The 21,168-nt window shown below is 71.7% G+C and carries 19 protein-coding genes; 14 read left to right on the top strand and 5 right to left on the bottom strand.

Translation table 11 applies throughout. From position 1 onward, the window contains the following. Positions 1-37: 37 nt before the first annotated feature. The 4 genes from ACIHFB_RS42265 to ACIHFB_RS42250 all read left to right on the top strand — a co-directional run bounded on the left by ACIHFB_RS42265 (position 38) and on the right by ACIHFB_RS42250 (position 7,158). The gene (locus tag ACIHFB_RS42265; RefSeq protein ID WP_400129647.1) at positions 38-2,041 is read left to right on the top strand and encodes a PQQ-binding-like beta-propeller repeat protein; all 2,004 of its coding nucleotides are present in this window, start codon (positions 38-40) and stop codon (positions 2,039-2,041) included. Positions 2,042-2,046: 5 nt separating this feature from the next. Continuing rightward, on the top strand, positions 2,047-4,221 hold the full coding sequence (locus ACIHFB_RS42260; protein ID WP_400129646.1) for a protein kinase: 2,175 nt from the start codon (positions 2,047-2,049) through the stop codon (positions 4,219-4,221). A 66-nt stretch (positions 4,222-4,287) separates the two neighbouring features. After that, the gene (locus ACIHFB_RS42255; protein WP_400129645.1) at positions 4,288-5,097 is read left to right on the top strand and encodes an endo-1,4-beta-glucanase; all 810 of its coding nucleotides are present in this window, start codon (positions 4,288-4,290) and stop codon (positions 5,095-5,097) included. A 120-nt stretch (positions 5,098-5,217) separates the two neighbouring features. After that, complete coding sequence (locus tag ACIHFB_RS42250) at positions 5,218-7,158, top strand: acyl-CoA dehydrogenase family protein (protein ID WP_400129644.1); 1,941 nt, start codon at positions 5,218-5,220, stop codon at positions 7,156-7,158. 14 nt (positions 7,159-7,172) lie between these two features. Here the strand turns inward: ACIHFB_RS42250 and ACIHFB_RS42245 are convergent, their stop codons facing one another. Next, the gene (locus tag ACIHFB_RS42245) at positions 7,173-7,628 is read right to left on the bottom strand and encodes a lamin tail domain-containing protein (protein WP_365285591.1); all 456 of its coding nucleotides are present in this window, start codon (positions 7,626-7,628) and stop codon (positions 7,173-7,175) included. Positions 7,629-7,816: 188 nt separating this feature from the next. Here ACIHFB_RS42245 and dxr point away from each other — a divergent pair, with 188 nt between their 5' ends. From dxr to ACIHFB_RS42215, 6 genes are all read left to right on the top strand, one after another. Next, positions 7,817-9,073 (top strand): 1-deoxy-D-xylulose-5-phosphate reductoisomerase, encoded by a 1,257-nt coding sequence (dxr, locus tag ACIHFB_RS42240; protein ID WP_365285589.1) that lies wholly within the window; start codon positions 7,817-7,819, stop codon positions 9,071-9,073. 8 nt (positions 9,074-9,081) lie between these two features. Then, complete coding sequence (locus ACIHFB_RS42235; RefSeq protein WP_400129681.1) at positions 9,082-10,374, top strand: M50 family metallopeptidase; 1,293 nt, start codon at positions 9,082-9,084, stop codon at positions 10,372-10,374. Between the two features lie 201 nt (positions 10,375-10,575). Then, a complete protein-coding gene (gene ispG, locus ACIHFB_RS42230; protein WP_365285587.1) occupies positions 10,576-11,733 on the top strand; it encodes a flavodoxin-dependent (E)-4-hydroxy-3-methylbut-2-enyl-diphosphate synthase in 1,158 nt (385 codons plus the stop codon). Between the two features lie 764 nt (positions 11,734-12,497). Continuing rightward, a complete protein-coding gene (locus ACIHFB_RS42225; protein ID WP_400129643.1) occupies positions 12,498-13,346 on the top strand; it encodes a GNAT family N-acetyltransferase in 849 nt (282 codons plus the stop codon). Positions 13,347-13,381: 35 nt separating this feature from the next. Then, positions 13,382-13,948, top strand: a complete 567-nt coding sequence (locus tag ACIHFB_RS42220) for a GNAT family N-acetyltransferase (protein ID WP_365285583.1) — start codon at positions 13,382-13,384, stop codon at positions 13,946-13,948. Positions 13,949-14,030: 82 nt separating this feature from the next. Further along, positions 14,031-15,734: a proline--tRNA ligase gene (locus tag ACIHFB_RS42215; protein WP_365285581.1), complete on the top strand. Its 1,704-nt coding sequence runs from the start codon at positions 14,031-14,033 to the stop codon at positions 15,732-15,734. Positions 15,735-15,797: 63 nt separating this feature from the next. Here ACIHFB_RS42215 and ACIHFB_RS42210 read toward each other — a convergent pair whose 3' ends face one another. Next, on the bottom strand, positions 15,798-16,178 hold the full coding sequence (locus tag ACIHFB_RS42210; protein ID WP_365285579.1) for a hypothetical protein: 381 nt from the start codon (positions 16,176-16,178) through the stop codon (positions 15,798-15,800). 24 nt (positions 16,179-16,202) lie between these two features. Here ACIHFB_RS42210 and ACIHFB_RS42205 point away from each other — a divergent pair, with 24 nt between their 5' ends. The 4 genes from ACIHFB_RS42205 to ACIHFB_RS42190 are packed head-to-tail and all read left to right on the top strand — an operon-like array spanning position 16,203 to position 19,159. Then, a complete protein-coding gene (locus tag ACIHFB_RS42205; protein ID WP_400129642.1) occupies positions 16,203-17,165 on the top strand; it encodes an FAD:protein FMN transferase in 963 nt (320 codons plus the stop codon). Further along, a complete protein-coding gene (locus ACIHFB_RS42200; protein WP_400129641.1) occupies positions 17,162-17,743 on the top strand; it encodes a ferric reductase-like transmembrane domain-containing protein in 582 nt (193 codons plus the stop codon). Before ACIHFB_RS42205 ends, ACIHFB_RS42200 begins: the two co-directional genes overlap by 4 nt. A 2-nt stretch (positions 17,744-17,745) precedes the next feature. Beyond that, complete coding sequence (locus tag ACIHFB_RS42195; RefSeq protein ID WP_400129680.1) at positions 17,746-18,957, top strand: NADH-ubiquinone oxidoreductase-F iron-sulfur binding region domain-containing protein; 1,212 nt, start codon at positions 17,746-17,748, stop codon at positions 18,955-18,957. A gap of 1 nt (position 18,958) precedes the next feature. Then, positions 18,959-19,159 carry a ferredoxin gene (locus ACIHFB_RS42190; RefSeq protein ID WP_365285573.1) on the top strand — a complete coding sequence of 67 codons (201 nt, stop codon included), beginning with the start codon at positions 18,959-18,961 and terminating at the stop codon, positions 19,157-19,159. A gap of 68 nt (positions 19,160-19,227) precedes the next feature. Here ACIHFB_RS42190 and ACIHFB_RS42185 read toward each other — a convergent pair whose 3' ends face one another. The 3 genes from ACIHFB_RS42185 to ACIHFB_RS42175 are packed head-to-tail and all read right to left on the bottom strand — an operon-like array spanning position 19,228 to position 21,152. Next, entirely contained in the window at positions 19,228-20,127 is a 900-nt protein-coding gene (locus ACIHFB_RS42185; protein WP_400129640.1) for an aminoglycoside phosphotransferase family protein, read from the bottom strand. A 30-nt stretch (positions 20,128-20,157) separates the two neighbouring features. After that, complete coding sequence (locus ACIHFB_RS42180) at positions 20,158-20,616, bottom strand: ferritin-like domain-containing protein (protein WP_400129639.1); 459 nt, start codon at positions 20,614-20,616, stop codon at positions 20,158-20,160. Then, positions 20,613-21,152 carry a hypothetical protein gene (locus ACIHFB_RS42175; protein ID WP_365285567.1) on the bottom strand — a complete coding sequence of 180 codons (540 nt, stop codon included), beginning with the start codon at positions 21,150-21,152 and terminating at the stop codon, positions 20,613-20,615. The genes ACIHFB_RS42180 and ACIHFB_RS42175 overlap by 4 nt, the downstream gene beginning before the upstream one ends. Positions 21,153-21,168 lie beyond the last annotated feature (16 nt).

The following is a 21,168-nucleotide window of genomic DNA, read 5'->3' as shown; positions in this document are numbered from 1 at the left end:
TCGTACTGCACGCCGTGGAGCGCGATGGGGGGATCGCATGGAGGAGCTGCGCGCCGACGACCTGCGTCTGCTGGGACCGTACGTCCTGCTGGCCGCCCTGACACCGGCGGGCGGTGAGCCACGTCTGCTGGCTCGGCGGTCCGCGGGGGACGGACTCGCCGAGATCACGCTCGTCCGGGGGGAGGGCCTACAGGCGTCGACGGCCGCCCTGCGCGCCACCGCGGGACCGGGGTTGCCGGAGCTGCTGGAGGACGGCAGTGCGGCCCGGCCGCCCTGGCTGGCCTGGCGGTTCGTGCCCGCGCTCACGCTCGCCGAGGCCGGTGCCCTGATGTACGGCGGGCTGCCCCGCGCGACCCTGCGCGCCCTCGGCGCCCGGCTCGCCGTGCCGCTGGCCCGGCTGCACGCGCACGGCACCACGCACGGGGCGCTCACCCCGGACGCCGTGCTCGTCGCTCCCGACGGCCCCCGCCTGATGCGCCCCCGCCGCACCGGCACCCCGCAGGACGACATCGCCGCGCTCGGCGCAGTCCTCACCCACGCCGGCGCGGGCCGCGCTCCCGACGACCCGCTGCTGCGGCGCTGCTCCCACGAGGACCCCGAACAGCGGCCCACCGCCGAGGAGTTGGTCCAGGAGCTCCAGGAGGAACCCTTCGAGCTGCCCGCCCGGCTCGTCGGCGCCCTCGCCCGCGAAGCCGACCGCGCGCTGGCCCTGGAGTCCGCCACCGACGCGCCCCCGCCCGCCGGCGCCGCCCGCACCACCCGCCGCACACTCCTCACCGCCGCCGGAGCCGGGCTGCTGCTCGGTGCGGGTGGCGTGGCCGGGTGGGTGGCCGGGCGCGGCGGCACGGAGGCGCTGACATCACCGGCCTCGTCGACCCGTCGTACGACACCTCGGGCGGCGGCCGTACGCGGCACCGCTCCCGCCGTGCTGTGGCGGTACGACGCCGAGGACCCGCGTCTGACCGAGCGCAACAGCTCGCTGGCCCACTCCTCGGGCAGGGTGCACCTCCTGGAGTACCCCGAGCTGACCGCGCTGAGCCTGGCCGACGGGCGGCCGGTGTGGCGGACCGGCGGGCTGGGGTCGCTGGACCGGGTGGAGGCCGCCGAGCCCGGCACGCTGATCCTCCACCGCGGGGACCGTTTCCAGGCCGTCTCCGCCGAGGACGGCTCCCAGCTGTGGACGGAGCCGATCGACCTGCGCGGTCTCACCTTCGGCCAGTTCATCGGCTACGAGCGGAAGTACGGCCTCCTGCACTACAGCGCCATCGGCGCCGAGGGCTCCGTCCCGGGCGCGACCGGGCGGACGTATCTCATCTCCTTCGACGTGCGCCGCCGTACCGAGGCCTGGCGGCTGCCGGTGCCCGCGGACAAGGCGGGGGAGTTCGTGCCGGTGTTCGACGAGAAGGACGCCCTGTACGTGCTGTACGCGGCCGGCGGCGCCCTCAACCTCGTCGAGGTCGACCGGCGCACGGGCAGGGCGGGCCGTCCGTTCCGGCACACCTGGCGGCCCGCCAACCGGAAGGTGGGGGTCAGCTCGGTCGGCCCCCGGCAGATCTACACGTTCGGCGAGGGCCGTATCGAGGCCGCGCCCCTGCGCGAGAACAAGCCTCTGTGGCGGCTCGACCTCAGCTCCGACCCCGTCTCCGGCGAACCCCCGGCGGTCAACACACCGAGCCTGGCGAAGGTCCCCGGCCTGGGCACCGTCCTCTACACCAGCGACACCACCCGCACGGTGTACGCGATCGACCCGGTCCGCGGCCGTGAACTGTGGCGCCGCACCCTGCTCCCCGACCCGCCCTCGCCCGGCATCCTGGACGGGCCGGTCGCGCCGGGCCTGTCCATGCCCACCTCGGCGCGCACGCTGCTGGCGTACGGCCGCAGTGCCGGAGTGGTGGCGCTGGACCCGCGTACGGGCGCGGTGAAGTGGACCTTCCAGTCGAACCAGTCGGCCTCCTCGCTCTACCACGCCTACATCGTGGACGACCTGGACCTGGCCCTGATCGCCAACGGCCCCTCCCTCTTCGCCTTTCCGGCCGGGTGACCGCGATGCCGCTGCACCCGCTCACTGAAGGCGACCCTCAACTCATCGGCGGCCACCGCCTGTTGGCGCGGCTCGGCGCCGGCGGCATGGGCACCGTCTACCTGGCCCGCACGCCGGCCGGCCGCACGGTCGCCCTCAAGGCCGCGCATCCCGCACTCGCCGCCGACCCGGAGTTCGTGACGCGGTTCCGCCGGGAGACCGAGACCGTACGGGCACTCGGCGAACTGCCGCACACCCCGCCCTTCGCGGGCGCGGGCACGGACGACGACGGACGGCCCTGGCTGGCCACCGCGTACGTGGTGGGCCCCTCGCTCGCCGAGGCCGTCGGCGCGCACGGCCCCTGGCCCGAGGAGTCCGTACGCTCCCTGGGCGCCCGGCTCGCCACCGGACTCGACGTGCTGCACCGGGCCGGCGTGGTCCATCGCGACCTCAAGCCGTCCAACATCCTGCTCATGCCCGCGGGCCCGCTCCTCGTCGACTTCGGCATCGCGCACGTGGCCTCGGAGCGCCTCACCGACACCGGCGCAGCCCCCGGCACCCCCGCCTACATGGCCCCGGAGCAGCTGCTGCCCGACGGCCACGCGGGCCCGCCCTGCGACGTCTTCGCCCTCGCCTGTGTGCTGACGTACACCGCCTGCGGTCTCCCGCCCTTCGGCGAGGGCGCCCCCGGCGAGGTGCTCTACCGCGTCACCCACCAGGAGCCCGAACTCGCCGCCGTACCGGACGAGTTACGGCCGCTGCTCGCCGACTGCCTCGCCAAGGAGCCCGAGCGGCGGCCCACCGCTGCCGTCGTGGGCCGGCGCTCGGGCGGTACCGGCTGGTTCGGGGACCGGCTGCCCGGCGCCGTCCTCGCCGACATCGCCGACCGCACCGCGAGGGTCGGCGACCCCCCGCCACCCCGCACGCGCCCCGGTCAGACCCGCCCCACCCGCCGCCGGCTGCTCACCGGCGTCGCCGCCGTGGCCCTCGCGGGAGCGGGCGGCGCCGTCTGGGCGACCCACCCAGAAGACGAACGGCGCACGAGTGCCGGGCCCCTGCCGTCCCCCTCCGCGTCGCTGGACACGGGCGGTGCGCCGAGCGCCCGCTGGGAGTACCGGGGCGACTTCTCCGTGAACCGGGGCGTCGGCGAGCGGGCCGCGCTCATCGACGGCACCGTCCTCGTCCCGGCGGGCGACCACGTCACCCACGGCATCGACGCCCGCCGGGGCACCCTGCGCTGGACGGCGGAACGCGTCGGCTCCGCCTGTCTCACCGCCTGCGGTACGGCGGCCGTCATCCGCAGCACGGTTCGCCGCGGACGGCTGGCCGCAGTGGAGGCCGCCGACGGCCGCGTCTGGTACTCGGCCCCGCTCGGCGTCAGCTTCGACCTCTACAACGACCCGGTGTTCACGACCGACGGCCGGACCGTCTACGTCATCGGCCACGAGCCCGGCGCCACCTACGGCGACGACCGCGCCGAGCTCGACCGTCACCTCCTCGCCTACGACGTCACCGACCGCCGCCTGCGCTGGCGCCGCCGTCTGCCGCCCAGCCCCGCCGAGCGGGCCGTCGGAGCGGTCGCCGAGGGCGTGCTGGTCTTCCTGGAGAACGACGCCGTCACCGGCCACCGCGCCGACACCGGCGCCCCGCTGTGGCGCCGCGCCCTGTCCACCACCGCCCTGAAGCCCGACTGGACCGACGCCATGACCGACCGCACGGTCACCGCCGGACACGGCATCGCGTTCGTCACCGGCCGCGGCTGCCTCTGCCTCGACCTGCGCACCGGCCGCACCCGCTGGAGCCTCGACCCCGAGAACACCGGGACGGAGCTGGCGGGCGACGTCCTCTACGGCGGGGCGACGATCGACGGCGCCACGATCTATCTGACCCTCGTCGGCCAGGACCTGATGGCCGTCCGCAGCGACCGCCGCAAGCTCATCTGGAACTGGGAACGCCCCGGCACCATCGGCTCCGGCGCGGCACCGCCCCCACTGCTCGCGGGCGGCTACGTCTTCCCCCAGACGGCCGTCAACCTCACCTCGCCCGTGGAGGACGCCGTCGCGGTCGACCCGCGCACCCACCGCACGGCGTGGACGGTCAAGTCCATCGACGGCGCGGCCACCGAGCCCCAACTCCTCGCCGACGAACGGACGCTGTACGTCCTGCGCGGCGACCGCCTCAAGGCGTACCCGCTGATCTGACGGCAACCTTCCCCCGACCGGCGGCCACTGGAAGGACGTACTCGATCCGCCCCCGGAAGGACCCCCATGCAGCACCGCCGCCCCCGTCCGTCCAAGAAGACGAAGGCCCTCACCGCCACCGTGGTCGCCCTCGCGGCCGCCGCCGGTGCGACCGTCGCCCAGGCGGGCGAGGAGAGCAAGAAGTGCACGGCCTTCGACACCGTCACGCTCGGCAAGTACTACGTGAGCAACAACCTCTGGAACCAGGAGAAGGCCACCGGCGGCCAGTGCGTCTGGGACAACTCCCGGTCGGGGTCGACCATCTCCTGGGGCACGGACTACAGCTGGGCCAACAGCGGATCCGGCAAGGACTACGACGTGAAGACGTACGCCAGTAGCGTCCTCGGCTGGCACTGGGGCTGGAAGGTCGACAAGGCGACCACCGGACTGCCCATCCGCGTCGGTGACCGCAAGCCGGTGCAGACGGCCTGGGACTTCTCGGTCAGCGCGAACCCCGGCACGATGAACGTCGCCTACGACCTGTGGCTGCACACCAAGAACACCGCCGACTGGCAGGACCAGCCCACCGACGAGGTCATGATCTGGCTCAACCGGCAGGGCGGCGCGGGCCCGCTGGGCACCAAGTACGGCAGCGTCAGCCTGGGCGGCGCCATGTGGGACATCTACCAGGGCGACATCGGCTGGAAGGTGTACTCCTTCGTCCGCCGCACCAACACGACCAGGGCCGCACTGAACCTGGACGACTTCACCCAGGCCCTGGTCCGCCGCGGGCTGCTGAGCGACGACAAGTACGTCTCCGGCATCGAGGCGGGCACCGAGGTCTTCAAGGGAACCGGCCGACTGGACACCCAGGCGTACTCCGTGAACATCGGCTGATCGGGGAGCGGGGGCCGCGCGAGGGGTGGTGGGGTCGTCCCGTATCGGGTACTAACGATCCAGTAGCACCAGTCAGTAACGTGCGGCCCCAAGATCCCTATTCGCGGCGAGGTGAGCCTCATGTCCGCAGCACCGTCCTCTTCTTCGCGCCCTTCCGTCACGGAGCGCGAAGCACGCCAGGTGGCCGAGGCCGCCCGGGACCAGGACTGGCGTAAGCCCAGCTTCGCCAAGGAACTGTTCCTGGGCCGCTTCCGGCTCGACCTGGTCCACCCCCACCCCACCCCGCCCACGGAGGACGTGCAGCGAGGCGAGGAGTTCCTGGCCAAGCTGCGTGACTTCTGCGAGACCAAGGTGGACGCGGCGCTGATCGAGCGCGAGGCCAGGATCCCCGACGAGGTCATCAACGGGCTCAAGGAGCTCGGCGCCCTCGGCATGAAGATCGACACCAAGTACGGCGGGCTCGGCCTCACCCAGGTGTACTACAACAAGGCGCTGGCCCTGGCGGGCTCGGCCTGCCCCGCGATCGGGGTGCTGCTGTCGGCGCATCAGTCGATCGGCGTACCGCAGCCGCTGAAATTGTTCGGCACCCCCGAGCAGAAGGAGCAGTTCCTCCCGCGCTGCGCCCGTACCGACATCAGCGCCTTCCTGCTCACCGAGCCGGACGTCGGCTCCGACCCCGCGCGGCTCGCCACGTCGGCGGTACCCGACGGCGACGACTACGTCCTCGACGGCGTGAAGCTGTGGACCACCAACGGCGTCGTCGCCGACCTGCTGGTCGTGATGGCCCGGGTGCCGAAGAGCGAGGGCCACAGGGGCGGCATCACGGCCTTCGTCGTGGAGACCAACTCACCCGGCGTCACCGTCGAGAACCGCAACGCCTTCATGGGCCTGCGCGGCATCGAGAACGGCGTCACCCGCTTCCATCAGGTCCGGGTCCCCGCCGCCCACCGCATCGGCCCCGAGGGCGCCGGCCTGAAGATCGCCCTCACGACGTTGAACACCGGCCGGCTCTCGCTCCCCGCGTCCTGCGTGGCGGCCGGCAAGTGGTGCCTGAAGATCGCCCGCGAGTGGTCGGCCGCCCGCGAGCAGTGGGGCAAGCCGATCGCGCAGCACGAGGCGGTCGGGGCGAAGATCAGCTTCATCGCGGCGACGACCTTCGCCATGGAGGCGGTACTGGACCTGTCCTCGCAGATGGCCGACGAGGACCGCAACGACATCCGCATCGAAGGCGCCCTGGCCAAGCTGTTCGCCTCCGAGCAGGCCTGGCTCGTCGCCGACGAACTGGTCCAGATCCGCGGTGGCCGCGGCTTCGAGACGGCGGAGTCCCTCGCCGCCCGCGGTGAGCGCGCGGTCCCCGCCGAGCAGGTCCTGCGAGACCTGCGCATCAACCGCATCTTCGAGGGCTCCACCGAGATCATGCACCTGCTGATCGCCCGCGAGGCCGTCGACGCCCACCTGTCGGTCGCCGGCGACCTGATCGACCCCGACAAGTCCCTCCAGGACAAGGCGAAGGCGGCCGGGAACGCCGGTGTCTTCTACGCCAAGTGGCTGCCCAAGCTGGTCGCCGGACAAGGCCAACTCCCGCGCGCATACGGCGAGTTCAACCACGCCGTCGATCTCTCCCCGCACCTGCGGTACATCGAGCGCACCGCCCGCAAGCTCGCCCGCTCCACCTTCTACGCCATGTCCCGCTGGCAGGGCCGGATGGAGACCAAGCAGGGCTTCCTGGGCCGGATCGTCGACATCGGAGCGGAGCTGTTCGCGATGAGCGCGGTCTGTGTCCGGGCCGAACTCCTGCGCAGCCAGGGCGACCACGGCCGCGAGGCCTACCAACTCGCCGATGTCTTCTGCCGCCAGGCCCGCATCCGCATCGACGAACTCTTCGGCCGCCTGTGGACCAACACCGACGACCTGGACCGCAAGGTCGTCAAGGGCGTCCTCGGCGGCGCCTACACCTGGCTGGAGGAAGGCATCGTCGACCCGTCGGGCGAGGGCCCGTGGATCGCGGACGCAACCCCCGGGCCCTCGGAGAAGGAGAACCTGCACCGACCGATCAGGTAGGCGTCAGACGGTCCTCAACACCACTTGTCGCTCGGGTTCGCCGTCGTCCAGGAACAGGCGTCGGCCTTGGTGCCGTTCGCTCTGTTCAGGGTCGCCGTGTCGCTGGTGTTGTTCCAGACGTACCAGCCGCGGTCCTGGTACTTGTTCGTCGTGGTGTCCGAGCCCTTGCCCGTGCGCACCTTCATCGTCTTGCCCTTCCCGATCTTCACGTTCGGGAAGACGTAGCGGTGGTTGGCCTTGTCCTTGAGGACCCAGCTCTTCAGCGAGATCGCCGCACCACTGGTGTTCTTGATCTCCACCCACTCGCCGTTGAGGCTGGTGTTGGAGCCGTTGTCCGAGCCCGGGCTGTCGAACCAGACGTGGCGGATGACCACGCCCCCGGCGGCCTGGGCCGGAGTGCTGAGGACGGAGCCGGTGAGAGCCATGGCGCCCGCGACTGCGGGCACGACGAAGGCGGCGCGTATGCGCATGGAGAAATCCCCCCTGGATGTCTTCCGGTGATCGGTCGACCGCCGACCACGACAGAAGATTTATCACACGACCTTCACGTGAACTTCACAAAGGGGGAAGTCGCCTCAATCACCGCCAAGAACTGATAAGGCACCCTCCCGAGGGATGCCCTGTCCTTCCCGTCAGTGGTTGCCGCCACAATGGGAGGATGAGCGACAGCCCAGCCCCCCTCGCCGACCCACACCTCGTCTACGACCCGGTGACGGGCGACGGTCCGAAGGACGTGGTCATCCTCGGCTCCACCGGGTCGATCGGCACCCAGGCCATCGATCTCGTGCTGCGCAACCCGGACCGGTTCCGGGTCACCGGACTCTCCGCCGCCGGCGGACGGATCGCCCTCCTCGCCGAGCAGGCGCACCGACTGCGCGTGCGCACGGTCGCGGTCGCCCGCGAGGACGTCGTGCCGGCGCTGCGCGAGGCCCTCGCCGCCGAGTACGGCGCGGGGGAGCCGCTGCCCGAGATCCTCGCCGGACCGGAGGCGGCCACCCGGCTCGCCGCAGCCGACTGCCACACCGTGCTGAACGGCATCACCGGCTCGATCGGCCTCGCCCCGACCCTCGCCGCCCTGGAGGCGGGCCACACCCTCGCGCTCGCCAACAAGGAGTCGCTCATCGTGGGCGGCCCGCTGGTCAAGGCGGTCGCCAAGCCCGGCCAGATCATCCCGGTCGACTCCGAGCACGCGGCCCTGTTCCAGGCCCTGGCGGCCGGCACCCGGGCCGATGTGCGCAAGCTCGTCGTCACCGCGTCCGGCGGCCCGTTCCGCGGCCGTACGAAAGCGGAACTGGCGAACGTCGCCGTCGAGGACGCCCTCGCCCACCCCACCTGGGCGATGGGCCCGGTGATCACGATCAACTCCGCGACCTTGGTCAACAAGGGCCTGGAGGTCATCGAGGCACACTTGCTGTACGACATTCCCTTCGACCGTATTGAGGTGGTCGTGCATCCCCAGTCGTATGTCCACTCGATGGTGGAGTTCACGGACGGATCGACGATCGCCCAGGCGACGCCCCCCGACATGCGCGGGCCGATCGCCATCGGGTTGGGCTGGCCCGAGCGCGTCCCGGACGCGGCGCCCGCCTTCGACTGGAGCAAGGCGTCGACGTGGGAGTTCTTCCCGCTCGACAACGACGCGTTTCCGTCGGTGAACCTCGCGCGACACGTGGGGCAGCTCGCGGGCACGGCCCCGGCGGTGTTCAATGCCGCCAACGAGGAGTGCGTGGAGGCCTTCCGGGCCGGCGCGCTGCCGTTCAACGGGATCATGGAGACCGTGACGCGGGTGGTGGACGAGCACGGCACCCCGCGCACGGGAACCTCGCTCACCGTCGCGGACGTCCTCGAGGCGGAGGCCTGGGCGCGGACCCGGGCGAGGGAACTGGCGGCACAGACGGCGGAGGCCCGTGCATGACGACCTTGATGTTCATCCTCGGCATAGTGCTCTTCGCGCTCGGCCTTCTGGTCTCGATCGCATGGCACGAGCTGGGGCACCTGTCCACGGCCAAGCTCTTCGGCATCCGCGTGCCGCAGTACATGGTCGGCTTCGGCCCGACGATCTTCTCGCGGAAGAAGGGCGACACCGAGTACGGCATCAAGGCCATCCCGTTCGGCGGCTACATCCGCATGATCGGCATGTTCCCGCCGGGCCCCGACGGCCGTCTGGAAGCCCGGTCCACCTCACCGTGGCGCGGCATGATCGAGGACGCCCGCTCGGCGGCCTTCGAGGAACTGCGCCCCGGTGACGAGAACCGCCTCTTCTACACGCGCAAGCCGTGGAAGCGGGTCATCGTGATGTTCGCGGGCCCGTTCATGAACCTGATCCTGGCGGTGGCGCTGTTCCTCACCGTCCTGATGGGCTTCGGCATCTCGCAGCAGACCACCACCGTCAGCTCCGTCTCCCAGTGCGTCATCGCCCAGACCGAGAACCGCGACAACTGCGAGAAGTCCGACCCCGCCTCCCCGGCCGCGGCCGCCGGTCTGAAGGCGGGCGACAAGATCGTCTCCTTCGGCGGTGTGCGCACGGACGACTGGAACAAGCTGTCCGACCTCATCCGCGCCAACCCCGGCAAGGAGGTGCCGATCGTCGTCGACCGCAAGGGTGAGGAAGTCACCCTGCACGCGAAGATCGTCGCCAACCAGGTCGCCAAGAAGGACTCCAGCGGTCAGATCGTCCAGGGCGAGTTCGTCTCGGCCGGCTTCCTCGGATTCAGCGCCGCCACCGGCATCGTCAAACAGGACTTCGGCTCCTCCGTGACCTGGATGGGCGACCGGGTCGGCGACGCCGTCGACTCCCTCGCCGCCCTGCCCGGCAAGGTCCCCGCCCTGTGGGACGCGGCCTTCGGCGACGGCGAGCGCGAGGCGGACTCCCCGATGGGCGTGGTCGGCGCGGCCCGCGTGGGCGGCGAGATCTTCACCCTGGACATCCCGCCGACGCAGCAGCTGGCGATGGCGTTGATGCTGGTGGCAGGCTTCAACCTCTCCCTGTTCCTGTTCAACATGCTCCCGCTGCTGCCGCTGGACGGCGGCCATATCGCGGGCGCCCTGTGGGAGTCCCTGCGCCGCAACCTGGCGAGGGTGCTGCGCCGCCCGGACCCGGGCCCGTTCGATGTGGCGAAGCTGATGCCGGTGGCCTACGTGGTGGCCGGAATCTTCATCTGCTTCACCCTGCTCGTCCTCGTCGCGGACGTGGTTAACCCGGTGAGAATCTCCTAGTCATACGGAGTTCGTGGCGGCCTGGCACGCTGTGTTCCCCGGGGGACCACCCCCCGGAGACCCCGGCGTGCCAGGCCGCTCACCATTGAGTGGGTTTACGGGCGCGATGTGCTCGCGCACTGGCAGGTGCCGTAATCTCGAAGCCTGGAGCCCGTCCTTCCGGGAACCGGACTTGATCCACGACTTGGGGTTGCACAGCAGATGACTGCGATTTCTCTCGGCATGCCGTCCGTTCCGACCAAGCTCGCCGAACGCCGCAAGAGCCGGCAGATCCAGGTCGGATCCGTGGCGGTCGGAGGAGACGCCCCGGTCTCGGTCCAGTCCATGACGACGACCCGTACGTCGGACATCGGCGCGACGCTCCAGCAGATCGCCGAGCTGACGGCCTCCGGCTGCCAGATCGTGCGGGTGGCCTGCCCCACGCAGGACGACGCGGACGCCCTCGCCACGATCGCCCGCAAGTCGCAGATCCCGGTGATCGCGGATATCCACTTCCAGCCGAAGTACGTCTTCGCGGCCATCGAGGCGGGCTGCGCCGCGGTCCGCGTCAACCCCGGCAACATCAAGCAGTTCGACGACAAGGTCAAGGAGATCGCGCGGGCCGCGAAGGACCACGGCACCCCGATCCGTATCGGCGTGAACGCGGGCTCGCTGGACCGGCGGCTGCTCCAGAAGTACGGCAAGGCGACCCCCGAGGCGCTGGCCGAGTCCGCGCTGTGGGAGGCGTCCCTCTTCGAGGAGCACGACTTCCGGGACATCAAGATCTCGGTCAAGCACAACGACCCGGTCGTGATGGTCGAGGCGTACCGCCAGCTCGCCGCCCAGTGCGACTACCCCCTCCACCTCGGTGTGACGGAGGCGGGCCCGGCCTTCCAGGGCACGATCAAGTCGGCGGTGGCCTTCGGCGCCCTCCTCTCCCAGGGCATCGGCGACACGATCCGCGTCTCCCTCTCCGCGCCGCCCGTGGAGGAGGTCAAGGTCGGCAACCAGATCCTGGAGTCCCTGAACCTCCGGCAGCGCGGCCTGGAGATCGTCTCCTGCCCCTCCTGCGGCCGCGCCCAGGTCGACGTCTACAAGCTGGCCGAAGAGGTCACCGCCGGCCTGACCGGCATGGAGGTCCCGCTCCGCGTCGCCGTCATGGGCTGCGTCGTGAACGGCCCCGGCGAGGCCCGCGAAGCCGACCTCGGCGTCGCCTCCGGCAACGGCAAGGGCCAGATCTTCGTCAAGGGCGAGGTCATCAAGACCGTCCCGGAATCCAAGATCGTCGAAACCCTCATCGAAGAGGCCATGAAGCTGGCCGAACAGATGGAGGCAGCAGGAATCGAATCGGGCGAGCCGTCGATCTCGGTCGCGGGCTGAGCAGCCCACCGATCCCGAGCCTGCACCCACCCGCTACCCCGGGTCGCGCCTTCCGGCGTAGGTGTAAATCCGCCCTGTCCGGCCCCTGGACACGGGACAGGCCGTCCCGTTGGCGGCACGGCTCACCTTTCGGTATCGGTCGGCGTCCGAGGACGAGACCGGCCGTCCCGAGCCCTCACTCACTCGCTGGGTGCGCTTTTCAGTGTGGGCTTGTGCAACTGGGTTTGTCCGGTGTGGGGGGGGTGAGAGCGGCTGTCCCGAGCCCTCGCTCACCTGATGGGCGTGCCTTTCAGTGTGGGCTTGTGCAACTGGGTTTGTCCGGTGTCCGGGGGCCAGAACAGCCGTCCCAAGCCCCCACCCACCCGCTGGGCACCCCTCTTAGCGTGGGCTGGTACACACTCGGCTGTCCGTGTCCGGGGGCGAGAGCGGCCGTCCCGAGCCCCCACCCACCCGCTGGGCACCCCTCTTAGCGTGGGCTGGTACACACTCGGCTGTCCGTGTCCGGGGGCGAGAGCGGCCGTCCCGAGCCCCCACCCACCCGCTGGGGCCACCTCCCGGCGCAGGTCCGCATTTTCAGCCCGTCCGGCGTTTGAGGACGAGGCCGTTCAGGCCGAAGCGGGGGTCTGGGGGCGGCAGCCCCCAGGGACGGTCACCGCGACTCACGGCCACCGAGGAACAGGCGGTCACCTCCACGGGGGCGGCGCGGCAAAGCTTCCGCAGGTACAGTGCGGAGATCAGCAGACCTTAGGGTGAGGCCCCCGCACGTGTTGACCCAGACCACCTCCCGGGTTCTCGAACCGAGCGACCTGGAAGCCGCGCTCGCCGTTCTCGACCGCGAGCCGGTCGCGAACGCCTTCGTGGCATCCCGCGTGCAGATCGCGGGCCTCGACCCGTGGCGGCTCGGCGGCGAGATGTGGGGCTGGTACGAGGACGGCATGCTGACGTCCCTGTGCTACGCGGGCGCCAACCTCGTCCCGATCTGCGCCACCCCGAGGGCCGTACGGGCCTTCGCGGACCGGGCGCGAAGGGCCGGCCGCCGCTGCTCCTCCATCGTCGGCCCCGCAGAGGCCACCGCACAGCTGTGGCGCCTGCTCGAACCGAGCTGGGGCCCGGCCCGCGAAGTCCGCTCCCACCAGCCCCTCATGGTCACCGACCACCTCTCCGCCGACGTCACCCCGGATCCATACGTCCGCCGCATCCGCAAGGACGAGATGGAGACGATCATGCCGGCGTGCGTGGCGATGTTCACCGAGGAGGTCGGCATCTCACCCATGGCCGGCGACGGCGGCCTCCTCTACCAGGCCCGCGTCGCCGAACTCGTCGGCGCCGGCCGCTCCTTCGCCCGTCTCGACCCCGACGGCAAGGTCCTCTTCAAGGCGGAGATCGGCGCCGCGACGGACCGCGCCTGCCAGATCCAGGGCGTATGGGTGGCTCCCGAGTACCGGGGGAGGGGCGTCGCGGCCCCGGGCATGGCAGCGGTCCTGCGCTACGCGCTCGCGGACGTGGCCCCGGTGGTCAGCCTGTACGTCAACGACTTCAACACGGCGGCGAGAAGGACGTACCGACGGGTGGGCTTCACAGAGGTCGGCGCCTTCATGAGCGTGCTCTTCTGACAGAGGCTCCCGAACCCCCCTGTAGTCTCCCCGACATGCTGCGCTTTCCCGGTCACGGCCCCCGCCACCCCGAAGACATCGTGATCGGCCCACTGGACCTCGCGGCAAGGGTGGACGAAGCGCTGGCCGTCCAGGCAGTCGCCTTCGGACTCGGCTCGGACGAGGTCGCCGTACGCCGCCAGATCGTCCTGCGCCATATGACGTTCCCCGGGGCAAGAGCGCTCGGCGCCACCACCGGAGGCCGGCTCGTGGGGTTCGTCTACGGCATGCCCAACGACCGTACCCACTGGTGGTCCACCGTCGTGGAGCCCTACCTCCGCGCCCAGGGCCACGACGAATGGCTCGAGAACTCCTTCGTGATCACCGAGCTGCACGTCCACCCGCGCTACCAGAACCGCGGCATCGGCCGTTCCCTGATCACCACGATCACGGACGACGCCGACGAACCCCGCTCGATCCTCTCCGCGATCGACACCGACAGCCCCGCACGCGGCCTCTACCACTCCCTCGGCTACCAGGACCTCGCCCGCCAGGTCCTGTTCCCGAGCGCTCCGAAGCCGTACGCCGTGATGGGAGCCCCGCTGCCGCTGCGCAAGCGATGACGGGCGCCAACCGATTTCCACCGTCCCGTACCCCCCGGCTAACCTCCTGCCATCACCCTTACGCAGCAGGAGTACGAGACACATGGCGAACGCACCGGTCCAACGCATGTCCCAGTTGATGGCGAAGACGCTGCGTGACGACCCGGCGGACGCCGAGGTCCTCAGCCACAAGCTGCTCGTCCGCGCCGGCTACGTCCGCCGCACCGCCGCCGGCATCTGGTCCTGGCTGCCGCTGGGCAAGAAGGTCCTCGCCAACGTCGAGCGCGTCGTCCGCGAGGAGATGGACGCGATCGGCGCCCAGGAGGTACTGCTCCCCGCACTGCTGCCGCGTGAGCCGTACGACGCGACGGGCCGCTGGGACGAGTACGGCCCCGAGCTGTTCCGCCTTCAGGACCGCAAGGGCGGCGACTACCTCCTCGGACCGACCCACGAGGAGATCTTCACCCTGCTGGTGAAGGACCAGGCGTCCTCCTACAAGGACCTGCCGGTGATCCTCTACCAGATCCAGCACAAGTACCGTGACGAGGCCCGCCCGCGCGCAGGCATCCTGCGCGGCCGCGAGTTCCTGATGAAGGACTCCTACTCCTTCGACACCGAGGACGAGGGCCTGGCCAAGTCGTACGCCCTGCACCGCAAGGCGTACCAGAAGGTCTTCGAGCGTCTCGGCCTCGACTACCGCATCTGCGCAGCCACCGCGGGCGCGATGGGCGGCTCGAAGTCGGAGGAGTTCCTCGCCCCCGCCGAGGCCGGCGAGGACACCTTCGCGGACTGCCCGAACTGCGACTTCGCGGCCAACACCGAGGCGATCACGTACGAGCTGAAGCCGGTGGACGCCGACGGCGTGCCCGCCCTCGAAGAGATCCCCACCCCGGACACCCCGACCATCGAGACCCTCGCCGCCTCCCTCGGCGTCCCGGCCTCCGCGACCCTGAAGAACCTGCTCGTGAAGGTCGACGGCGAGATCGTCGCCGTCGGCGTGCCCGGTGACCGCGAGGTCGACATGGGCAAGGTCGAGGCGCACTTCGCCCCGGCCGCCGTCGAGATGGTCACCGAGGGCGACTTCGCCGGCCGCCCGGACCTGGTCCGCGGCTATGTCGGCCCGCAGGGCCTGGGCGAGAAGGTCAGGTACCTCGCCGACCCGCGCGTGGCCCCCGGCACCTCCTGGATCACGGGCGCCAACAAGGAGGGCATGCACGCGAAGAACGTCGTCGCGGGCCGTGACTTCGAGGTCGGCGAGTACGTCGACGTCGTGGTCGTCCAGGAGGGCGACCCCTGCCCGAAGTGCGGCACCGGCCTCAAGCTGGACCGCGCCATCGAGATCGGCCACATCTTCCAGCTGGGCCGTAAGTACGCGGATGCGCTGAAGCTCGACGTCCTCGGCCAGCACGGCAAGCCGGTCCGCGTCACCATGGGCTCGTACGGCATCGGCGTCTCCCGCGCCGTCGCGGCCCTCGCCGAGCAGACCGCCGACGACAAGGGCCTGTGCTGGCCGCAGGAGGTCGCCCCGGCCGATGTGCACGTCGTCGCCGCGGGCAAGGCCCTCCAGACCGAACTGGCCCTCGACGTCTCGCAGAAGCTGGCCGCGGCCGGTCTGCGCGTCCTGGTCGACGACCGGGCGGGCGTGTCCCCGGGCGTGAAGTTCACGGACTCCGAGCTGATCGGCGTACCGCAGATCCTGGTCGCGGGCCGCCGCTCGGCCGAGGGCGTTCTCGAACTCAAGGACCGGAAGACCGGCGAGCGCGAGGAGCTGACGGTCGACGAGGCGATTGCCCGCCTGACCGCATAAAGGAACGCAGCAGAGGAACGTAAAGGAACCCCTCAGGAACTTCTCCGAGGGCCTATAGGAGCCTCACAGGCTTCTCTCAGGCCGTTCCCCGACCGTAGGACGTGACACAGCGTCACTACGGAGGGGAACGGTCATGACGGTCAGGGAGAGACGAGCCACCGCCGCGGTCCGCAGGGGCACGCGGCGCGTGGCGGCGGCGACCGCCGCGGTGACACTGGCGGCGGCAGCCGGAGTGTTCGCACTCATCGGCACGATGCAGGCGGACACCGCCGACACGACGGCGAGCGACAGCACGGGGTCGAGCAGCTCCAGCAGTGCCACGAGCGGTGACTCGGACACATCGTCCAGCGCTACGGACTCCTCGACGTCGGACAGCTCCACCGACTCCTCCACGTCGGACAGTTCGTCGTCCTCCGGCCTGACCTCCGGCAGCGGCGGCTCCACCGACTCCACCTCGGGGGCGTCGTGATGAGCGCATCCCCGCGTACGACCGCCGCCGCGGACTGGCGTGCCCTCGGCAGCAGCGTCCGGCTGGTCGTCACCGACCCGGCGCTGCTGGACTCCTGCAACGTGCTGCTGGCCCGCCACCTGGCCGAGGTGGACAGGGCGTGCAGCCGCTTCCGCACGGACTCCGAACTCTCCGCCCTCGACGACGCGGCAGGCCGCCCCGTCCGGGTCAGCCCCCTGCTCGCGGAGGCTCTCTCCGTGGCGCTGCACGCGGCCGAGGCGACGGACGGCGCCGTCGACCCGACGGTCGGTTCGGCACTGGAAGCGATCGGCTACGACCGTGACTTCACCCTCGTCCGGGAGGACGACCGCCCGGTCCGCCTGACCGTCAAGCGGGCTCCCGGCCGGCGCCGGGTGAATCTGGACCGCGTGACCGGCACGGTCACCGTCCCGCCCGGCGTCCGCCTGGACCTGGGCGCCACGGCCAAGGCCTGGGCCGCGGACCGGGCCGCCAGGACTCTGGCCCGGGCCGCGGACTGCGGCGTGCTGGTGAGCCTGGGCGGTGACACGGCCGTCGCGGGCGAACCTCCGTCGGGCGGCTGGCAGATCCGCGTCCAGGACGTCACGGGCCGGGTCGAGGAGACGCCCGCGCAGGGCTCGTACACCACCGTCGGCCTGCACAGCGGAGGCCTGGCCACGTCCGGCACGACGGCCCGTAGCTGGCGCCGCGGCGGACACGCCCTCCACCACATCATCGACCCCCGCACCGGCCTGCCCGTGCGCACCCCTTGGCGCACGGTCACGGTCGCCGCGGCGACCTGCACAGACGCCAACGCGGCGAGCACGGCAGCGCTGGTGAAGGGCGCGGGCGCGGAGCGGTGGCTGACGAGGCAGGGCCTGCCGGCGCGACTGGTGAGCCGGGAGGGCCTGGTGGTGACGACACCGGGCTGGCCGATCCCCGCACACCCGGAGACGGCCGCATGACCTCCGAAACGCTCTGGTACGCCAACCGGGCCACCGGCGCCGTCTGTCTCGTCCTCTTCACCGCCGTGGTCCTCCTCGGCATGGCCGTCAGACTCAGAACCCGTCTCCCGGGCCTGCCCCGCTTCGGCACGATCACCCTCCACCGCACCCTCTCCCTCTCCGCCACCGCTTTCCTGGCCCTCCACATCACAGCCGCGATCATCGACGGCTATGTCGACATCACCGCCCTCGACGCCGTCATCCCCTTCGTCGCCGACTACCAGCCCCTCTGGCTCGGCCTCGGCACGGTCGCCTTCGATCTGCTGCTCGCCGTGCTGGTCACCAGCCTCCTCAGGGCCAGGCTCGGCCACCGCACCTGGCGGGCGGTCCACTGGCTGGCCTACGCCTCCTGGCCGTTCGCCCTGATCCATGGCATCGGCATCGGCACGGACACCGGCACCGACTGGATGACCTGGCTCACCGTCTCCTGCGTGACCGCGGTGGTCCTCGCCTTCGGGTTCCGCGTGGCGCACTCCGCCCGCGCCGCCCGCCGCGCCCCCGCCGCCCTTCTCCGCACGGCCGAAGGAGCCCGACCGTGACCATGACCGCCATCGACCTCTGCATGCCCCCGAGACTGCTCGCCCCGGGCGGCACCCCGGCCGACTTCCGCACCCACGAGCAGCGTTACGGCTCCCTGCCGTACGGCGATCCGGCCGGCCTCCTGCGGATTGTCGCCGAGTCCGGCCTCACCGGCCGCGGCGGAGCCGCCTTCCCGACGTACCGCAAGCTGGTCTCGGTGGCCGAGGCCGGCCGGAGCAAGGGCCGCGGCCCCGTCGTGATCGCCAACGGCGCCGAGGGCGAGCCCGCGAGCCGCAAGGATAAGACGCTGCTGCGCCTGTCACCCCACCTCGTCCTGGACGGACTCCAGGTGGCCGCCGCCGCGGTGGGCGCGGGGGAGGCCCACCTGGCGGTCGACGACGGCGCGTCCTACCTGGAATCGGCGCTCGCCCAGCGGCACGACCCGCTGAGCGTCCGGATCGTCAGGCTCCCCGCGGGCTTCCTCTCCGGCCAGTCCTCGGCCCTCGCCCAGTACGTCGGCGGGGGCGCCGCCCTCCCCTCGTACCAGCGCCGGCCGGTCCACGAACGCGGCGTGCGCCGCGCCCCGACCCTCGTGCAGAACGTCGAGACCCTGGCCCACCTCGCGCTCATCGCCCGCTACGGCGCCGACTGGTTCCGCTCCGCCGGCACCCCGGCCCAACCCGGCAGCGCCCTGTGCACCGTGCACGTCCCCGGACGTGAAGTCCGTGTCATCGAGGCCCCGTTCGGCCTGCCGCTGGGTCGCCTGCTGCCCCTGAACGGGATACGGGCCGTCCTCCTCGGCGGCTACCACGGCACCTGGATCCCGGCCACCGAGGCCGCTCAACTCCGCCTGGACGCCGCCACCTTGGGTGCGGGCGTCCTCGCCGCACTCCCCGCCGCCCACTGCGGCCTCACCGAAACCGCCCGTGTCCTGCGCTACCTGGCCCGGCAATCGGCCGGCCAGTGCGGCCCCTGCCTCAACGGCCTCCCACGCATCGCCGCCGCCTTCACCACCCTGGCCACCCCCGGCCCCCAGGGCACCACCCGCGCCGACATCACCCACTGGTCCGGCCTGGTCGACGGCCGCGGCGCCTGCCACCACCCCGACGGCACGATCCGCCTGGTCCGCAGCGCGCTGACCACGTTCACGGCCGAACTGGACGCCCACGCAAGGGGTTTCTGCACCGCAACTGACGGCACGCCACTGCTGCCCGTACCCGCTGAGGAGCACTGACATGGAGCAGCGCATCGACATCGACTGGACATCCTGCGAGGGCCACGGCCTCTGCGCCGAACTGCTTCCCGATCACATCACACTCGACGAGTGGGGCTACCCGCTCGTAGACGGCGCCACGGTCCCGGCCCACACGGTAAAGCGGGCCCGCAGAGCCACAGCCGACTGTCCGGCCCTCGCTCTGAAACTCAGGTCCAGGTGACGCGCCCCTTCAGGGGCGCGGGGAACTGCGCGACCAGCCCCCACCGGCTCGCACCCAAAACACAACCCTCAAAGCCACCCGGCAAATTCAAGCAACAGTTCCGCATCCCTGGGCCGCCCCACCCTCAGCGCCCGCACCCCCGACTCCACCGCCCGGAACAACGTCCACCCCCGCAACCGCTCCTGATCCACATCCAACGACTCCGCAAGCCGCTTCACCCGCCGGCGGCAAGTCGCCGCCCCCGACGGCGAGGCGATCAAATCCTCCACCCGATCCCGCACCAGCCGCGCCAGATCGAACGCACACTCACCGACCACCGGATCCGGCCCCACGGCCAACCACGGCATCCGCTCCCCGGCCAGCACCTTGCTCTGCCGAAACGTCCCATGCAGCAACCGCGACTCCGGCGGCGCAGCCAACAACTCCTCCCGAGCAGAAAGCGCCGCATCCACCAGCACCGTCACCCCCGCATCACCGGCGGAGCCACGCCGCATCGCCTCGGCCTGCCGCCCGGTCCGCTCGGCCACGGTCTCGAAGGAATGCCCGCCCGGCGGCTCCACCCACAGCCGCCGCAAGGTCCCCGCCGCTTCCAGCAGCGCCTTCGCCTCGGGCAGAGACCGCACGGACACATCGGGATGCAGCCGCTCCAGCAGCAACACGCCCTCGGTGGAGAGGGGTTCGAGCAGCTTCACGGCACCCCGCCCGTCCCACTGGGCCAGCGCCGCCCGTTCGCTCTCCGGACGGGCCCGGGACGGGGCCAGCTTCAGCACGGCGGGATTCCCGTCAGGGCGCCGCACCAGCACGACCAGGCTGCTGCGCCCGCCGGGCACCTGCACCCGCTCCAAGGTCAACTCGCGTAGAGCGACGGCCTGTTGCGCCGCCTGAGGCAGCTTCTCCAGCCAGTCGTCACCGTCCGGTGCCGTCTCACCGAGCGCCCTGACCAGACGCCGCGGCGGTTCGAAAGCCATACGCGAGCATTTCCCTTCCGGTACGAGGCGTCAGGCCGTCGGCGAAGCCGACGCGGCGGCGGTCCGCTCGGCGAGCCCAGGGAAGGCTACGCTCTCGCCGCGCCAGCGCACCGCCCGCACCGCCGCTTCCCGCAGCGCCTCGGCGGCCGTCCGCCGCCGCTCGCCCTCGGTGGCCCGCACCAGGTCGGAGTAGACCCCGGCCACCCGGTCCTCCAGCTCGGCGGCGAGCCGGACGGCGGCCGGGTAGTCCGGCACCGCGAAGGGCAGCGCGTAGCCCGCGGCCGCGGACACCGGCGTCCCGCCCAGGTCCCGTACCGCCCGCGCCAGCGCGTCCCGCCGGGCCCGGTGGGCGTCGTACGCCGCCCTGGCCTCCGTACGACGTGCTTCGCCGATCCGTCCGCCGACGACGCCGTAGCCGTACACGGCGGCATGCTCGGCCGCCAGTGCCGCCTGGAGCGCCTTCAGGTCCCCGTCCTTGGCCTCGCTCACTTGTCACCTTCCGTCAGCAGATATGCGTGCGCGGCCCCGGCCGCCGCCACGGACGCCAGCACCCGTGCCAGCTCGCCCGGCATGTCCAGCAGCGTCTCGGTCCGCCGGTCCGCGAGCGCCCGTTCGGCGGCGGCCAGTTCGGCGAGGACGGTCTTGTCGTCGGCAAGTGCGGTGCCGGCCGGGGACTCTGAAGCGGACGGCGAGGAAGTGGCCGGAGAGGACGTGGACGGCGGGGCCGTCTTCGTCGGCGTCGCGCCGAACGCCTCCGCATGCCGCGCCGCCTCCGTGCGCAGCGGCCGCAGCCGCTCCGCCAGCGCCGGACGCGCGGCGATGACGGCGTCGTACCGCGCCACCATCCCCTCGCTGTCGCGGGCCGCACGCGCGCGTGCCCGGTCGGCGGCCGACGGGCTGCCGGCGGTGCCGTCGGCGTCGGACTCGGCGGAGCAGCCCACGAGCAGGGCGGTGCCTGCGACGGCGGCGAACAGGCTCCTTCTGCGCGGCCCCGAGGGGGTGCGCGGCGGCAGGGGGAACGACACGGCAGACGTCCTCGGG

Source organism: Streptomyces sp. NPDC051963 (genome assembly GCF_044593495.1).
In the GTDB taxonomy this organism is placed as follows: Bacteria; Actinomycetota; Actinomycetes; order Streptomycetales; family Streptomycetaceae; genus Streptomyces.
The sequence above is the reverse complement of the archived record's forward strand: the minus strand, read 5'-3'. Positions and strand labels throughout refer to the sequence as shown.

Excerpts from the sequence above, each read along its gene's own strand:
- ACIHFB_RS42195 (WP_400129680.1), top strand. The coding sequence starts at position 17,746 with ATGACCGCCATCGACCTCTGCATGCCCCCGAGACTGCTCGCCCCGGGC.
- ACIHFB_RS42205 (WP_400129642.1), top strand. The coding sequence starts at position 16,203 with ATGAGCGCATCCCCGCGTACGACCGCCGCCGCGGACTGGCGTGCCCTC.
- ACIHFB_RS42265 (WP_400129647.1), top strand. The coding sequence starts at position 38 with ATGGAGGAGCTGCGCGCCGACGACCTGCGTCTGCTGGGACCGTACGTC.
- ACIHFB_RS42255 (WP_400129645.1), top strand. The coding sequence starts at position 4,288 with ATGCAGCACCGCCGCCCCCGTCCGTCCAAGAAGACGAAGGCCCTCACC.
- ACIHFB_RS42200 (WP_400129641.1), top strand. The coding sequence starts at position 17,162 with ATGACCTCCGAAACGCTCTGGTACGCCAACCGGGCCACCGGCGCCGTC.
- dxr (WP_365285589.1), top strand. The coding sequence starts at position 7,817 with ATGAGCGACAGCCCAGCCCCCCTCGCCGACCCACACCTCGTCTACGAC.
- ACIHFB_RS42220 (WP_365285583.1), top strand. The coding sequence starts at position 13,382 with ATGCTGCGCTTTCCCGGTCACGGCCCCCGCCACCCCGAAGACATCGTG.
- ACIHFB_RS42250 (WP_400129644.1), top strand. The coding sequence starts at position 5,218 with ATGTCCGCAGCACCGTCCTCTTCTTCGCGCCCTTCCGTCACGGAGCGC.
- ispG (WP_365285587.1), top strand. The coding sequence starts at position 10,576 with ATGACTGCGATTTCTCTCGGCATGCCGTCCGTTCCGACCAAGCTCGCC.
- ACIHFB_RS42215 (WP_365285581.1), top strand. The coding sequence starts at position 14,031 with ATGGCGAACGCACCGGTCCAACGCATGTCCCAGTTGATGGCGAAGACG.
- ACIHFB_RS42260 (WP_400129646.1), top strand. The coding sequence starts at position 2,047 with ATGCCGCTGCACCCGCTCACTGAAGGCGACCCTCAACTCATCGGCGGC.
- ACIHFB_RS42245 (WP_365285591.1), bottom strand. The coding sequence starts at position 7,628 with ATGCGCATACGCGCCGCCTTCGTCGTGCCCGCAGTCGCGGGCGCCATG.
- ACIHFB_RS42185 (WP_400129640.1), bottom strand. The coding sequence starts at position 20,127 with ATGGCTTTCGAACCGCCGCGGCGTCTGGTCAGGGCGCTCGGTGAGACG.
- ACIHFB_RS42190 (WP_365285573.1), top strand. The coding sequence starts at position 18,959 with ATGGAGCAGCGCATCGACATCGACTGGACATCCTGCGAGGGCCACGGC.
- ACIHFB_RS42235 (WP_400129681.1), top strand. The coding sequence starts at position 9,082 with ATGTTCATCCTCGGCATAGTGCTCTTCGCGCTCGGCCTTCTGGTCTCG.